The organism is Cryptosporangium minutisporangium, assembly GCF_039536245.1.
GTDB lineage: Bacteria > Actinomycetota > Actinomycetes > Mycobacteriales > Cryptosporangiaceae > Cryptosporangium > Cryptosporangium minutisporangium.
Genome location: NZ_BAAAYN010000044.1, coordinates 111,817 through 125,765, shown reverse-complemented (window position 1 = coordinate 125,765; position 13,949 = coordinate 111,817). Strand labels below are relative to the sequence as shown.

The window sequence follows — 13,949 nt, the reverse complement described above, 5'->3', positions numbered from 1 at the left end:
CACCGTCAGGCCAGCGCCTTCTTGATCTGCGGCACGAACTTCTCGATCGTCCACGGGATGCTCAGGACGCTGTTGGTCGAGAACGCGTTCGCGAGGTCGGCATCGTCGATGATCACGAGCCGGCCGGCCTTGGCGGACGGGATCGACTGCAGCACCGTGTCCTGCGCTAGCGGCGTCGTGCTGGCCAGACCGAACACGATCGTGACATCGGCGTCGAGCAGGCCGACCCGCTCCTTGGAGAGGTCGATGTAGAACGACTCTTTCTTCAGCGCCTCGAGCTTCGGCGAGTTGGTGAAGCCCAGCGCCTGCATGAACTGCACCCGGGCGTCCTGGCCGACGTAGGCGCCGTACTTGCCGTCGTAGGCCGCGGCGACTGCGACGGTCTTGCCGGCGAACTCCGGGTTGGCTGCCTTCGCCTTCGCGAACGCGGCTCCGGTGGCATCGATCAGCTTCTGTCCGTCCGCGAGCTTGCCCACCGACTTCGCTATGTACTCGGTCTGGTCCTTCCAGGTGACGCCCCACGCCGGCGCAGCGGCCGGGCCGTAGATCGACGGGGCGAGCTGCTTGAGCTTCTCCCACGTCGCCTTGGCGCCGTCCGACTGCACGAACGTGATCAGGTCGGGGCGCAGCGACGCGACCTTCTCGAAGTTCACCTCACCGGTCATCACGGTCGGCTTCGAGCTGCCCAGCTTGTCCTGCGCCCAGGGACCGACGCCCGCATCCCACACCTTGAACCAGTCGAGGAAGCCGACCGGCACGACGCCGAGCGCGAGCAGGACGTCGGCGTCGGCCCAGCCGAGCGACACCACTCGCTCAGGCGCCTTCTCGACCGTGGTGCTGCCGAACTTGTGCTCGATCGTGACCGGGAAACCACTGGAGGCGGAGGAACCGGAGGAGCTAGAGGCCGAATCGGCGGTGTCGTCGTCACTGTCGCCGCACGCGGCAGCCGCCAAAAGCGTGGCGGTGGCCCCCGCACTGGCGGCGAGGAAACGCCGCCGGGAGAACGCAGCGGTGGAGAAACGGGACACGGATACCCTCCGAGCAGATTGGTTAGGTCCGCCTAACTTAACAGGACGTTGGCTCACGCCACTCAGCGACTCGGGTTGTCGCCGCTGGTCAGGATGTTTTGCGCAGGCGCCACGGCAGTCGCGCAGCGAAGCATCCGTTCCGCACCCACGGCTCCGCAGAAGTTGTCAGAATTCGCAAGATGACGGGGAGTGCACTGGTACTCGGCGGGGGCGGAGTCACCGGCATCGCGTGGGAGATCGGGATGCTGGCCGGTCTGCTCGACGTCGGCGTGGACCTGAGTACCGCCGATCTGATCATCGGGACGTCCGCGGGTTCGGTGGTCGGGACGATGATCGCGACCGGTTGTGACGTCGAGGACCTCTACCAGCGGCAGCTGGAGGCCAGCGGCAGCGAGCTGGCCGCGCGGATGGGCACCGGGACGCTGCTCCGCTGGGGGCTCGCGGCGGTGACCAGCCGTAGCCCGGAACGCTTCCGGGCCAAGGTCGGGGCGCTGGCGCGCCGGACCCGGACCGTTCCCGAGGAGGAGCGTCGCCAGGTGATCGCGGCCCGCCTGCCGGTGCACGACTGGCCGGCGCGCCGACTGATCGTGACCGCAGTGGACGCCGTGACCGGCGAACTCGCACCGTTCGACCGGCACAGCGGAGTGGGCCTGGTCGACGCGGTGGCGGCCAGCTGCGCGGTGCCGGGGGTGTGGCCGCCGATGACCGTGAACGGCCGGCAGTACATCGACGGCGGCGTGCGGTCGACCGCCAACGTCGACCTGGCCTCCGGCGCCGATCGGATCGTCGTGCTGGCACCGTTACCGCGAGGTGGCGGCCCGATGCCCGGCGTGGCGTCCCAGGTCGCTCAGCTCGGTGACTCCGCACGGGTCGCGGTCGTGACGCCGAACCAGGAGGCCCGAGCGGCTTTTGGCCGGAACGTGCTCGACCCGGCCCGTCGCGCTCCGTCGGCCCGCGCCGGCCGGGCCCAAGCCGCCGACGCCGCACTCGCGGTCCACCGGGTCTGGTCCGCGATCTGACGGCTGGTCAGACTCTACGGAGGTCCGGCCACAGGGAGGACCACGGCTCGCGGGGGTCGCGGCACAGGTAGATCGGGGTGCCGTTCTCCTCGTTGTCGACCTCGACCCCGACGTCCACCGAGCCGACGCGGTCGACGTCGCCGAAGAAGCGCCGCAGGTACGCCGGGTCCTCCACACCCACCGCGACGACGACGTCCGCCGACTCGGGCGGCCTGCCGAAGTCGGCGACGCTCATGTGACCGGAGTACACCGGCACGGAGCTGTATCTGGCGATCGCTCCGGCTTCTCCGTAGTTGCTCGTGAGCACCACGGCTCCAGGCGGTGTGACCCGCTCGACCGAGGCCACCATCGCCGGCCAGCCCACCGTCTCGCCGGCGTCGTAGTTGATCGCGACGACGGCGTCCGGAAGGGACGACGCGGGCCAGAGCGGCAGCATCAGGGCTGCGTCCATCACTGCGCAGAGCACCACCGCGGCGGCGAACACACCCCGGCGCAGCACCACCCGGCCCCGGGTGAGCCACCCGACGACCGGAACCGCACCGACGCCCGTCAGGGCCAGCAACAGCGCGGCGTCGTAGTAGCCCTTCCCGCCGCCGATCAACACCAGGACGACGATCACCACCCAGGCCCAGGCCAGCGCGCGGTACGGACGCCACTCCGGCCGTCGGAACAGCGCCACCAAGCCGGCCACCCACACAACGGTCGCGATCGGGCTGACGATCACCAGCTGCAGCGCCAGCGCGGCGGGCCGCCCGGCGTACGAGCTGTCCCCGGACGCGATCTCGCCCGCCACGTCGAGTTGCGGGAAGCCGTTGGCGATCTGCCAGGCGATATTCGGCGCGACCAGCAGTACCGCGATCGCCACCCCGCCCAGCACCCAGCGGTCGCGCAGCAGCCGACGCGGCCCCGCGATCAACAGGCCGCCCACCAGCCCGACCGCCAGGAGTCCGACCAGGTACTTGTTGAGCAGGCCGATCCCCGCCACCCCGCCGATCAGCAGCGCCCAGCGGGTGTCGCCGGTCCGCAGCACCCGAACCGCCAGCCAGATGATCACCAGCCAGACCAGCACGTCGACCGTGGTCGTACTGAGCAGGTGCCCGAACGCGAACGCGGCCGACGACGTCGCGACCAGCACCGCCGCGAGCAGCTGAGCGCCCCGGCCGCCGCCGACCTCGCGGGCGGTCAGTGCGACGAGCAGCACGCACGCTCCGGAGATCAATGCGGACGGCGTCCGTAGGACGGTGAGGTTGCCCGGCGCGATCGCGTCGGCGACCCAGGCGATGGCCGGGGTGAGCGGCGGCTGGTCGACGAAGCCCCAGTCCAGGTGCTGCGCGCACAGCAGGAAGTACAGCTCGTCGCGGTGGTAGCCGTAACGTCCGGCGACGGCGAGCAGGACGACGGTGGTTGCTCCGGCGATCACCCACACCCAGCGGTCCAGCCGCGGCAGCTTCGCACTCGACCGGATCTGAGGCTCCTCAGTGACCTGCGTCATACCCCTCAGGATGAGGGGTGGAAGAGACCGCCGACATCGGATTCGCAGACAAAGACGCGTTGCCAGCAGCGGAGTCCGTGGTCCGACAGCGAACGACCGAGGCAGGAGCGGCGTGCGCCGGATACGCTCGGCACATGGCTGTGGTTCCGCTCGGACTGCCGGCCGTGCCGATCCACGGGGCCGGCATGGCGACCGATCGACCCACCGAAGCGTCCGGGCTGGTCGATCGGTTCGGACGGCGCGCCACCGACCTGCGGGTCTCGCTCACCGACAAGTGCAATCTGCGGTGCAGTTACTGCATGCCGCCGGAGGGCCTGCCCTGGCTGCCGTCCGAGCGGGTGCTCACCGATGACGAAGTGATCCGCCTGGTGGGGATCGCGGTGGAGCGGCTCGGCGTCACCGAGGTCCGGTTCACTGGCGGCGAACCGCTGCTGCGGCGCGGGCTGGTCGACATCCTCCGTGCGGTGACGGCCCTGCGTCCCCGGCCGGAGACGATGCTGACGACGAACGCGATCGGGCTGGAGCGACTGGCACCGGCGCTGGCCGAGGCCGGCCTGGACCGGGTGAACGTCTCGCTCGACACGCTCGACCGGGAGACGTTCCGTCGACTCGCCCACCGTGACCGCCTCGACGACACACTCGCCGGGTTGCGGGCAGCCACCGACGTCGGGCTCACCCCGGTGAAGATCAACAGCGTCCTGCTGCGCGGGCAGAACGAGCACGAGGCAGTGGCGCTGGCCGAGTTCGCGCTGGCGGAGGGGCACGAGCTCCGGTTCATCGAGCAGATGCCGCTGGACGCCCAGCACTCCTGGGACCGCGGGGAGATGGTGACCGCGGCGGAGATCCTGGCCGCGCTGCAGAGCCGCTGGTCGTTAACGCCGGACCCGGCCCACCGGGGTGCGGCGCCGGCGGAGACGTGGTTGGTCGACGGGGGCCCTGCCCGGATCGGGGTGATCGCGTCGGTGACCCGCCCGTTCTGCGGCGCCTGCGACCGCACCCGGCTCACCGCGGACGGCCAGGTTCGGAACTGCCTGTTCGCGACCGGGGAGACCGACCTGCGGGGGGCGCTGCGGTCGGGGGAGTCGGACGAGGAGATCGCGGACCGCTGGCGCGTGGCGATGTGGGGAAAGCTGGCGGGTCACGGCATCGACGACCCGTCCTTCCTGCAGCCCGATCGTCCGATGAGTGCCATTGGGGGCTGAGTGAACGTCACCGTGCGGTACTTCGCCGGCGCGCGGGCTGCGGCCGGCGTCGAGGAGGAGTCCGCCGACGCGCAGACGCTCGGCGAGTTGCGGGTCCAGCTCGCCGAGGCACACGGTGAGCAGTTGGAGCGAGTGCTCACCGCCTGCTCGTTCCTGGTGAACGGGGTGGCGGCGCGCGACCTCTCGGCCCCGCTCCCGGCCGGCGGCACGGTGGACGTCCTGCCGCCGTTCGCCGGCGGATGATCTCAGGTTCCTTTCAGGGGTAGCCCCCTACGCTCCGCTAGGGCTGTCTAGCGAAGCCACTAGAGACCGGTAGAACGATCGAGACCGACGTCTGAGGCTCGATAAGGCTCTCTAGCAATTGCACTAGAAAGCTTTAGATCACCGTACCGAGGGGCACAGCCGCGTGGGCATCGCACAGATCGTCGTGATGGTGATCGTCGTCGTCGGCGTGCTGGGCGGTATTCACACCTACCTGTGGTGGCGGTTGGTGGCGAGCCCGTTCCCGTCGCGGCGGGCCCGGCTGATCGGCGCTGCCGTGCTGGTGGTGATCGTCGGGTTCGCGATGTTCGGCCTGCGCGGGCGGCCGGAAGCGCTGCCCGGGCCGCTCGCCACCGTCGTGAGCTGGGGCGGGCCACTCTGGGTCGCGATCATGTTCTACCTGCTGGTGATCCTGCTCGTGCTGGAGCCGGTGCGGGTGGTCGGTCGGATCCTGCTGGCCCGCCGCGCCCGCAAGGCCGCCGTACCCGTGCCGGTCGCGGCCGCAGCGTCGGGCCCGGAGACGACCACCGACTCGCAGACGACGACCGGCCCGGAGACGACGACCGACTCAGAGGCGGCGACCGCCGCCGACCCGGCGGGGAGCCCCGCACACGCCACGACGCTCACCGCCGACAGCGAGCCGACCGGCAGCGCGGGCGGAGTCGACCGGCGGGTGTTCCTCGCGCGGGCGTTGGCGCTGACGGCGGGCGTCGGTGCGCTCTCCACCGTCGGCTACGGCGTCACCGAGGCACGCAACGTCCAGGTCAAGCGCGTCCCGATCACGCTCCCCCGGCTCGACCCCGCGCTGAACGGCTTCCGGATCGCCCTGCTCACCGACATCCACATCTCGGCGACGCTGCACCGGCCGTTCGTCGAGCGCGTCGTCCGCAGCGTCAACTCGCTCGACGTCGACGCGGTCGCGATCGTCGGTGACCTGGTAGACGGCAGCGTGGCCGAGCTCGGCGAGGACGCCAAGGCGCTCAGCGACCTCCGCTCGGCCCACGGCACGTACTTCGTCACCGGCAACCACGAGTACTACTCGGGCGCCGAGGAGTGGGTCGAGTACCTGCCGACGATCGGCGTCCAGGTGCTGCGCAACCGCCACATCGAGATCCCCGGCGGGGCCGGGCTCGACCTGGCCGGCGTGGATGACGTGACAGCGGCCGACTCCGGGGTCCCTGGGCACGGCGCCAACCTCGCGGCCGCGCTCGACGGCCGCAACCGCGACCGCCCCGTCGTCCTGCTCGCCCACCAGCCGGTCCAGTGGCCCGAGGCCGTTCAGCGCGGGGTGGACCTGCAGCTCTCCGGCCACACGCACGGCGGGCAGATGTGGCCGTTCACCTATGGGGTCCGGCTGGAGCAGCCGGTGGTGGCCGGTCGTGCCCGCGACGGCGACAGCCAGATCTACGTCAGCCGCGGCGTCGGCTACTGGGGTCCGCCGGTGCGTGTCGGCGCGCCACCCGAGATCAGCCTGATCGAACTCCGCGCTCTCTGAGCCTCTCTACCGACATCTAGGAATCCACCAAGAGACTCCTAGATAGGCGCAGAGCCGCCCGTCGGAGCGCCGGTCTCGGGGTCTAGCATTTGCCCCCATACAAGGCCCACGCGGGCACTTGACCCGATCCGGCATCATCGGGGGCCTCATGCGTGTCTGCAGCGCAGCGGGCCCGCGCGAGAACTCGACCATCGAACAATGAACCGTTGGGCGCTCTCCCGCGTGACCGGGGCAGCTCCCCGCGGCACGTGCGGCGCGGCGCGGGCGTGACTGAAAGTGTCCACCGCGGGAAAGGCACTGATTCATGACCCACGCTGTTCCTCGTCCTCGCAAGCCCCAGGCGCGCACGAGTACGTCGCGACACCCGGTCACGCCGGTGCGGCCGACGAACTCCACCGACCGACGGGCCCTGGTCAGTCCCGAGCGGGTTCCCGCGGACCGACGGCCTCCGCTCCCCAAGCGGACGCCCGGCGTCGCGTTGGACGACGTGCACCGGAACAGCATCATCCAGATCAGTCGCGAGCAGCTCGCCGAGGGACCGGCGCCCAGCTCCGACCGCTGGTTCCGCGCCAACCGCGAGCCGGGGGCCTGACCCCAGCGGTAGCACTGCGGCCGGAACGCCCCCGCGCGACACGTCGAGATTTCTCTAGCGAGATCTACCACTTCCGCTAGAAAGCCCGATACGGTCCACGCGCATGGACCCGGTCCGCAATCCGTACGCGCCCGGCGCCGGGCAGCGCCCACCCGAGCTCGCGGGCCGCGACCGCGAGCTCGACCAGTTCGACGTCGTCCTCGAACGGGTCTCCCGCCGCCGCCCCGAGCGCTCGATGATCCTCACCGGCCTGCGCGGGGTCGGCAAAACGGTGCTGCTGAACGCTCTGCGCTCGCAGGCGATCGGACGCCAGTGGGGAACCGGCAAGATCGAGGCCCGTCCCGACCAGCAACTGCGCCGGCCGCTCTCCGGAGCCCTGCACATGGCGGTGCGCGAACTCTCGTCCCACCACCGCGCCCTCGACCGGATCGACGACTTCCTCGGCACGCTGAAGGCGTTCGCCCTGCGGTCCAACCCGCCCGGCGGCAAGATCCGCGACCGCTGGCAACCCGGCATCGACGGCCCGGCCACCAGCGGGCGCGCCGACTCCGGTGACATCGAGATCGACCTCGTCGAGCTGCTCACCGATGCCGCCGACCTGGCCACCGCCGTCGGCACCGGCATCGCACTGTTCATCGACGAGATGCAGGACCTGGGAGCCGAGGACGTCTCCGCGCTCTGCGCCGCCTGCCACGAGCTGTCCCAGACCGGCGCACCGCTGATCGTCGTCGGCGCGGGACTGCCGCACCTGCCGGCGCTGCTGTCGGCCAGCAAGTCCTACTCCGAGCGCCTCTTCCGCTACGTCCGCATCGATCGGCTCGACCGGGCCGCGGCCGACCTCGCCCTGCTCGCACCGGCCGAGCGCGAGGACGCCACCTTCGACGAGGACGCGCTGGCCGCGCTGTACGAAGCCGCGGACGGCTACCCGTACTTCGTCCAGGCCTACGGCAAGGTCACCTGGGACGTCGCCCCGCGCTCGCCGATCACCGCGGCCGACGTGAAGATGGCCGCGCCCGAGGCGGAAGGCGAACTCGCGGTCGGGTTCTTCGGGTCACGGTACGAGCGGGCCACCCCGGCCGAGCGGGAGTACATGCGCGCGATGGCCGCGCTGGAGGGCTCCGCCGATGCCGGTGCGGTCTCCACGTCCGAGGTCGCGGTGTCGCTCGGGCGCAAGCCGTCGAGCCTCTCCCCGGCGCGGGACAGCCTGATCAAGAAGGGTCTGATCTACTCCGCTGAACGGGGAACAGTAGCCTTCACGGTGCCGCATTTCGCCCGATACCTCCGGACCCAGCCGGCGTGAACTTAGTGAAAGTGGCGCTGACCGGGCAGAGTGAGCGGTGGATACCTGACCGCCTGGGAGTGGCACGATGACCGACGAGCAGAAACCGCGCTCCGACGCCGGCGACGGCCCGTTGCTCACCGACGCCCACCCCGAGCCCTCCGTCCGCTCGGCTCCTGGCAAGCGTCGCTGGAGCAAGCGCCTCACCACGTTCGCGATGGCGTGCGGCCTGGTGATCGGGGCCGCCGCGCTCACGCTGGAGGTCGAGGAGCAGCGCGACCGTGACCAGCGGAGCCTGATCGTCGCCGAGCAGGAGCGGCTGGAGCGGATCGAGACCGTCCTCACCGCCCCGGATGCGGTCAGCCGGAGCACCACGACCAAGAGCGGTCTGCGGCTCTCCGCGGTGTTCTCCCCCGAGCACCACGCCGCGGTGGTCACGTACACCGACATGCCGGACATCCCCGAGCGCCAGACGTATCAGCTCTGGCGCGTCCGGAACAACCGGACGAAGTCCATGCGGGTCCTCGCTCCCGACGCGCGGGAAGGCTCCGCCATGGTGTTGGACCTCGACGAGGGCGACGCGGTGGCGCTCACCGTCGAGCCCGAGAACGGATCCGGCCAACCCACCGGCGACGTCGTAGCGGGCCTACCGCTGATCTGAAGCGGTCAGGCCTCGTGGAGACGCTGAGGCCGGATCTCCGCCCACTCCAGCGAGTGCCGGATACCGTCCTCCACGCCGTACTTCGGCTCCCAGCCGAGCAACTCGCGAGCGAGTCCGTTGCGGGCGAAGGCTCCCACCACGTCACCCGGGCGTGCCGGGGCGTCCTGGTGCGGCAAGGACTCCCCGATCACGGCTTCGAACGCCGCGACGAGCTCCCGCACGGTGGTCCCGGTTCCGCTACCGAGGCAGATGACGCGGTAGCCCCGGTCGGCAGGCACCACGGCGTCGAACCGGCGCAGGCCTTCGACGTGGGCGGCCGCCAGGTCCCAGACGTGGACGTAGTCGCGGATCCCGGTGCCGTCCCGCGTCGGCCAGTCGATACCGGTGATGTTGAACGTCACCCGGTCCTCGTAGGCCTGCACGAGCTTGCCCAGCGCGTGCGACGGCCGGGCCACCTGCAGCCCGGTGCGCAGCTGCGGGTCCGCGCCGATCGGATTGAAGTAGCGCAGCGAGAGCACCCGCAGCGAGCTGGCCTGAGCCACGTCCCGCAGCACGTTCTCCACCATGACCTTGGTGGTCGCGTACGGGCTCTGCGGGTCGATCGCGGAGTTCTCGTCGACCGAGAAGTCCGGGTCCGCGCCGTACATCGACGCGGACGAGCTGAACACCAGCCGTTCGCAGCCGTTGCGCTGCAGGTGCCCGATCAGCTCGATCGACTTGGCAACGTTCTCCCGGTAGTAGCGCAGCGGGTCGGCCATCGAGTCCGGGACGACGATCAGCGCCGCGCAGTGGATGACCGCGGTGATGTCGGGGTGTTCGGCGAAGATCCGGTCGACGAGAGCACCGTCGGCGATGTCACCGTGGTAGAACGGCCGCCCTTCGGTGAACTCCCTCTTGCCGGTGACCAGGCTGTCGAGGATGACCGGCTGGATCCCGCCGTCCAGGCAGGCGGAGCCGATCGTGCTCCCGATGAAGCCGGCACCGCCGGTGATCAAGACCTTCACACTCGAGTTCCTTCCGCTGTGTCAGCGCGTGCCCGATCGTAACGGCCGTCGGCGAAGCTTCCGGGTGCTGCACCTCGGCGACCAACCGCGGGCAGCACTGACCGCAATCAGACGGGAACGGTGAGCGAACTACGGACAGGCCACCCACTCGTCGCTACCGTCGTCGAACACCTGACGCTTCCAGATCGGGATCCGCGCCTTGACGGCGTCGACGAGCTCCCCGCAGAGCGCGAACGCCTCGGCGCGGTGCGCGGTGCTCACCGCACAGGCCAAGGCCGTGTCACCGAGCTTCAGCGGGCCGATCCGGTGGCTCACCGCGATCGCCTCGACGCCGTCCCGCGCGGCGAACTCAGCCGCGATCTCGGCCAGGACCTCACCGGCCGACGGATGCCCGGTGTACTCGAGTTCGGTCACGGTTCGTCCGTGGTCGTGGTCGCGCACCACACCGGCGAAGCCCACCACCGCGCCGGCGGCCAGGACAGCCACCGCCTGCTCGTGCTCCGCGGTCGAAATCGGCGCCTCAGTGACCTGGGCCACCACGACACGGTGCCCGGCCTGCCGGATCGTCTCGCTGCTCATGAACCCATCCAACCACCGTGTCCGACGATCAGCCTCCGGCCGTCCGGATGCCCGGACGTTCGGCCCGTGAACCGTGGCCAGCGGGCCGACTCGGTGTGGTTGCCCGGACGGGTCAGCTCGGCATCGGGACGAAGTCCACGCGCGTTCCGGTGGGTGCCGACGTCCCCGGGCGCACGATGACGAACCCGTCGGCGCCGGCGACTCCGCGCAGCATCGCCGATCCGGCGTGCGGCAACGTCACCGCGCCGTCCGGCGTCAGACGGGCCAGCGCGAGGTGGGTGAACGTGCCCCGCCCCGGGACGTCGTTCGCGAGCTGCACCGACGCGAGCGGGGGCAGCGGTGCTCCGGACAGGCCGGCCAGCAGTGGTGCCGCCAGCGTGACCAGTCCGATCACCGCCGACTGCGGGTTACCGGGCAGCCCGACCAGCCAGCCGGCGCCCGGCCCCGGCAGCGTCGCGGTCAGCATCGGGAAGCCGGGCCGGACGGCGACGGTGTCGACGACGTACGAGGCGCCCAGCGTCGCGAGCGTCGGGTGGAGGTGGTCGACCGGTCCGTGCATCGTCCCGCCGGTGGTGAGGACGAGGTCCGACTGCGCGGCGGCGTCCCGGACCGCGGTCTCGTGTGCCTCCAGCGTGTCTGCCGCGCGGGTCACCGAGATCACCTCGGCGCCCAGCCTGCGTAGCCACCCGGGCAGCGAGGGTCCGAGTGCGTCCCGGACACGACCGGCGCCGGGCGGGCCGCTGTCGAGCAATTCGTCGCCGAACACGACCAGCGCGACCCGCGGCCGTCGACGGACGGCCAGCACGTCGTGCCCGCACGCTGCGGCCAGCGCCAACACGCCCGGCGTCACCCGGACGCCGGGCGGCAGCAGGACCTCGCCGGCCGCCGCTTCCTCTCCGGTCGGGCGCCACTCCTGCTTCTCCGGCAGCGGAGCAGTGACCCAGGAGCAGTTCTCGACCTCGGCGCTCTCCAGCCGGATCACGTGTTCGGTGCCGACCGGCACCATCGCGCCGGTAGCGATCTCGACCGCCGTGCCCGAGGTGACCGTGATCTCGCTGGCGTCACCGGCCAGCACCTGGCCGACCAGCCGCCACGGCGCGGGGCCCGCGATCGCGTACCCGTCCACGCTGGACGTGTCGAACGCCGGCAGCGCGGTGAGCGTGACCAGCGGCGTCGCCAGGACCGCTCCGTCGGCCTCCGGCAGTGGTACCGGGCGCCCCGGTAGCGGTGTGGCTGCCGCGTGCACGGCCGCTCTGGCGTCGTCCCAGCTGATCGGGTCGGTCACGCGTGCCCTCCGGGGTCACTACGCGGGTGGTCGCCGCCACGGAGCTGGTCGACCGCGTGCCCGAGGATCGGGCCGAGCACCGCCAGTCCGTCCTTGGCGCCGCCACGGGAGCCTGGCAGGTTGACGATCAACGTCCGCCCGGCCACCCCGGCGAGGCCGCGGGACAGCATGGCGGTCGGAATGCGCGGAACGGCGTAGGCCCGGAGCGCCTCGGCGATGCCCGGGACCTGGTAGTCGAGGACCGCCGCGGTGACGTCGGGCGTGCGGTCGGTCGGGTTGATGCCCGTTCCGCCGCTGGTGAGGACCGCGTCGACGCCGTCGGCCACCGCGGCGCGCAGTGCGTCGCCGACCGGCTCGCCATCCGGCACCACGACCGGGTCACCCACCTCGAAGCCGAGCGCGCGCAAGCCCTCGACCAGCAACGGTCCACTCTCGTCGGCGTAGACGCCTGCGGCAGCGCGGTTCGACGCGACCACGACACGGGCAGTGCGCGAGTGGCCCACCGGTTGGCCGGCCTCTGCGCTCACCGGTCGGTCGGCCTCTGCGCTCACCGGTTGGCCGGCCTCGGTGCTCATCGGTCGGCCGGCCGACGCCACGAGCCGGTCTTGCCGCCGTCCTTCGCCTCGCAGCGCACCGCGTCCAGTGAGGCGGCCGGATCGACGGCCTTCACCATGTCGATCAGCGCCAATCCAGCGGCCGCGACCGCAGTGAGCGCCTCCATCTCGACGCCGGTCCGATCCGCGGTGCGGGTGGTCGCGGTGATCGCGATGTCGCTGTCCCGGAGCTCGAAGTCGACCGTAACGCCGTGCAACGCGATCGGATGGCACAGCGGCACCAGGTCGGGCGTCCGTTTGGCGCCCATGATGCCGGCGATCCGGGCGACCGCGAGCGCGTCGCCCTTCGGTAGCCCATCGCGGCGGAGAAGGCCGATGACCTCGGTCGTCGTCCGTAGCAGGCCGGTCGCGACCGCAGTGCGGACCGACGCGGACTTCGCGGATACGTCGACCATCCGGGCCGTCCCGGCCGCGTCGACGTGACTGAGCTCCGGCATGGCTCCAGAGCTTACTGTCCGTCCCGACTCCGTTCGGGCAGCGGTCGTCTCAGTTCGATAATGTCCGGTCCATGCCGTCCGCGTTCTCCACACCGTCCTCCGACCGGGGACGGCTCGCCGACGGTCAGCCGGTGTCGCTGCTCGCCGAATTGGTCGATCCGGCCGAGGCCGAGTCCGCGGCGGCGGGTGGTGCGGAGGGCGTGGGACTACTGCGGAGTTGGTTCGCGGTCCGACGCGACGGTGCGCCCCTTCCGGTCGCCGACCAACAGGCCGGCTATCGACGGGTGCTGCGGACGTTCCCGGGCGCTCGGGTTGCCGTCGAAGCCCTCGATCCCGGCGAGCGCCAGGGCGCGTTCGGCATCCGCGGAGTGCGCGCGTTGCAGGCCCGTCCCGACGTCCTCTCCGCACAGTTGGACGCGCTCTCCGGTGCCGCCCGGGAGACCGGCGCCGAACAGGTGGACGTCGGGATCGTGACCGCGACGGTCACCGAGCCGGACGAGGTGACGTGGTTCCTGGAGGAAGCCCGGTTCGGGGGCATCGCGACGGCGGGTGTGCTCGTTGATCTGCCCGCCGCTGCGGTACTCGCCGGGACGATCCTGCGCGCGGCGTCGTTCGCGACGATCGACACCGACGGGTTGACGCGTTACGCGGTCGCCGCCGACCGAACCGCGGGGACCGGTCGCTGGGACGACCCGTGGCAACCGGCGACGCTCCGGTTGGCCGAGTTGGTGGGGGCCTCGGGATCCCTGGCAGGTAAGGACATCAGTGCCCGGGGCGCCGGCGCCGCCGACCCGCTGCTCGCGTGCGTCCTCATCGGTCTGGGCGTCACCAGCCTGGTGCTACCCGTCGACCGGTTGGCGCCGGTGCGGGCGGAGCTGGCCCGGCACACGTTCAGCGACTGCTTGCGCTACGCCGAACTGGCCACCCGCGCGGCGTCCGCCCAAGACGCCCGCCGCCGAGTCACCGCCGCCGTAGACCACTGACAGCCCGCGGTGCTGTGT

Annotated in this window: 15 protein-coding genes; 8 read left to right on the top strand and 7 right to left on the bottom strand. The window is 71.3% G+C overall.

Annotated elements, in window-relative coordinates; all coding sequences use genetic code 11:
- Window positions 1-5 precede the first annotated feature (5 nt).
- A complete protein-coding gene (locus tag ABEB28_RS30890) occupies window positions 6-1,028 on the bottom strand; it encodes an ABC transporter substrate-binding protein (RefSeq protein WP_345731768.1) in 1,023 nt (340 codons plus the stop codon).
- Between the two features lie 179 nt (window positions 1,029-1,207).
- On the opposite strand from ABEB28_RS30890, the gene ABEB28_RS30885 reads away from it, so the two are divergent.
- Entirely contained in the window at window positions 1,208-2,047 is an 840-nt protein-coding gene (locus ABEB28_RS30885) for a patatin-like phospholipase family protein (protein ID WP_345731767.1), read from the top strand.
- A 7-nt stretch (window positions 2,048-2,054) separates the two neighbouring features.
- Here the strand turns inward: ABEB28_RS30885 and ABEB28_RS30880 are convergent, their stop codons facing one another.
- Complete coding sequence (locus ABEB28_RS30880; protein ID WP_345731766.1) at window positions 2,055-3,539, bottom strand: glycosyltransferase family 39 protein; 1,485 nt, start codon at window positions 3,537-3,539, stop codon at window positions 2,055-2,057.
- A 185-nt stretch (window positions 3,540-3,724) separates the two neighbouring features.
- Between ABEB28_RS30880 and moaA the strand changes: the two genes are divergently transcribed.
- The 6 genes from moaA (at window position 3,725) to ABEB28_RS30850 (ending at window position 9,029) form a co-directional block, all read left to right on the top strand.
- Window positions 3,725-4,741, top strand: a complete 1,017-nt coding sequence (gene moaA, locus ABEB28_RS30875; protein WP_345732042.1) for a GTP 3',8-cyclase MoaA — start codon at window positions 3,725-3,727, stop codon at window positions 4,739-4,741.
- Window positions 4,742-4,984: a MoaD/ThiS family protein gene (locus ABEB28_RS30870; RefSeq protein WP_345731765.1), complete on the top strand. Its 243-nt coding sequence runs from the start codon at window positions 4,742-4,744 to the stop codon at window positions 4,982-4,984.
- Window positions 4,985-5,147: 163 nt separating this feature from the next.
- Window positions 5,148-6,497, top strand: a complete 1,350-nt coding sequence (locus tag ABEB28_RS30865) for a metallophosphoesterase (protein ID WP_376980783.1) — start codon at window positions 5,148-5,150, stop codon at window positions 6,495-6,497.
- Window positions 6,498-6,873: 376 nt separating this feature from the next.
- Window positions 6,874-7,089: a hypothetical protein gene (locus ABEB28_RS30860; RefSeq protein WP_345731764.1), complete on the top strand. Its 216-nt coding sequence runs from the start codon at window positions 6,874-6,876 to the stop codon at window positions 7,087-7,089.
- 103 nt (window positions 7,090-7,192) lie between these two features.
- Window positions 7,193-8,389 carry an AAA family ATPase gene (locus ABEB28_RS30855; RefSeq protein WP_345731763.1) on the top strand — a complete coding sequence of 399 codons (1,197 nt, stop codon included), beginning with the start codon at window positions 7,193-7,195 and terminating at the stop codon, window positions 8,387-8,389.
- Between the two features lie 67 nt (window positions 8,390-8,456).
- Window positions 8,457-9,029, top strand: a complete 573-nt coding sequence (locus tag ABEB28_RS30850) for an anti-sigma factor (protein ID WP_345731762.1) — start codon at window positions 8,457-8,459, stop codon at window positions 9,027-9,029.
- 5 nt (window positions 9,030-9,034) lie between these two features.
- On the opposite strand, the gene galE is transcribed toward ABEB28_RS30850, so the two are convergent.
- From galE to moaC, 5 genes are all read right to left on the bottom strand, one after another.
- Window positions 9,035-10,033, bottom strand: a complete 999-nt coding sequence (gene galE / locus ABEB28_RS30845) for a UDP-glucose 4-epimerase GalE (RefSeq protein WP_345731761.1) — start codon at window positions 10,031-10,033, stop codon at window positions 9,035-9,037.
- Window positions 10,034-10,162: 129 nt separating this feature from the next.
- Complete coding sequence (locus tag ABEB28_RS30840) at window positions 10,163-10,612, bottom strand: molybdenum cofactor biosynthesis protein MoaE (protein ID WP_345731760.1); 450 nt, start codon at window positions 10,610-10,612, stop codon at window positions 10,163-10,165.
- Between the two features lie 112 nt (window positions 10,613-10,724).
- Window positions 10,725-11,897 carry a molybdopterin molybdotransferase MoeA gene (locus ABEB28_RS30835; protein ID WP_345731759.1) on the bottom strand — a complete coding sequence of 391 codons (1,173 nt, stop codon included), beginning with the start codon at window positions 11,895-11,897 and terminating at the stop codon, window positions 10,725-10,727.
- Window positions 11,894-12,472 (bottom strand): MogA/MoaB family molybdenum cofactor biosynthesis protein, encoded by a 579-nt coding sequence (locus tag ABEB28_RS30830; RefSeq protein WP_345731758.1) that lies wholly within the window; start codon window positions 12,470-12,472, stop codon window positions 11,894-11,896. The genes ABEB28_RS30835 and ABEB28_RS30830 overlap by 4 nt, the downstream gene beginning before the upstream one ends.
- The gene (gene moaC, locus ABEB28_RS30825) at window positions 12,469-12,948 is read right to left on the bottom strand and encodes a cyclic pyranopterin monophosphate synthase MoaC (protein WP_345731757.1); all 480 of its coding nucleotides are present in this window, start codon (window positions 12,946-12,948) and stop codon (window positions 12,469-12,471) included. The genes ABEB28_RS30830 and moaC overlap by 4 nt, the downstream gene beginning before the upstream one ends.
- A gap of 71 nt (window positions 12,949-13,019) precedes the next feature.
- On the opposite strand from moaC, the gene ABEB28_RS30820 reads away from it, so the two are divergent.
- Entirely contained in the window at window positions 13,020-13,931 is a 912-nt protein-coding gene (locus tag ABEB28_RS30820) for a putative PEP-binding protein (RefSeq protein ID WP_345731756.1), read from the top strand.
- Window positions 13,932-13,949: the final 18 nt, after the last annotated feature.

What these genes read in the sequence shown, in the direction of transcription:
- ABEB28_RS30855 (WP_345731763.1), top strand. Translation starts at nt 7,193, where the DNA reads ATGGACCCGGTCCGCAATCCGTACGCGCCCGGCGCCGGGCAGCGCCCA.
- ABEB28_RS30885 (WP_345731767.1), top strand. Translation starts at nt 1,208, where the DNA reads ATGACGGGGAGTGCACTGGTACTCGGCGGGGGCGGAGTCACCGGCATC.
- moaC (WP_345731757.1), bottom strand. Translation starts at nt 12,948, where the DNA reads ATGCCGGAGCTCAGTCACGTCGACGCGGCCGGGACGGCCCGGATGGTC.
- ABEB28_RS30830 (WP_345731758.1), bottom strand. Translation starts at nt 12,472, where the DNA reads ATGAGCACCGAGGCCGGCCAACCGGTGAGCGCAGAGGCCGACCGACCG.
- ABEB28_RS30850 (WP_345731762.1), top strand. Translation starts at nt 8,457, where the DNA reads ATGACCGACGAGCAGAAACCGCGCTCCGACGCCGGCGACGGCCCGTTG.
- moaA (WP_345732042.1), top strand. Translation starts at nt 3,725, where the DNA reads ATGGCGACCGATCGACCCACCGAAGCGTCCGGGCTGGTCGATCGGTTC.
- ABEB28_RS30840 (WP_345731760.1), bottom strand. Translation starts at nt 10,612, where the DNA reads ATGAGCAGCGAGACGATCCGGCAGGCCGGGCACCGTGTCGTGGTGGCC.
- ABEB28_RS30820 (WP_345731756.1), top strand. Translation starts at nt 13,020, where the DNA reads ATGCCGTCCGCGTTCTCCACACCGTCCTCCGACCGGGGACGGCTCGCC.
- ABEB28_RS30880 (WP_345731766.1), bottom strand. Translation starts at nt 3,539, where the DNA reads ATGACGCAGGTCACTGAGGAGCCTCAGATCCGGTCGAGTGCGAAGCTG.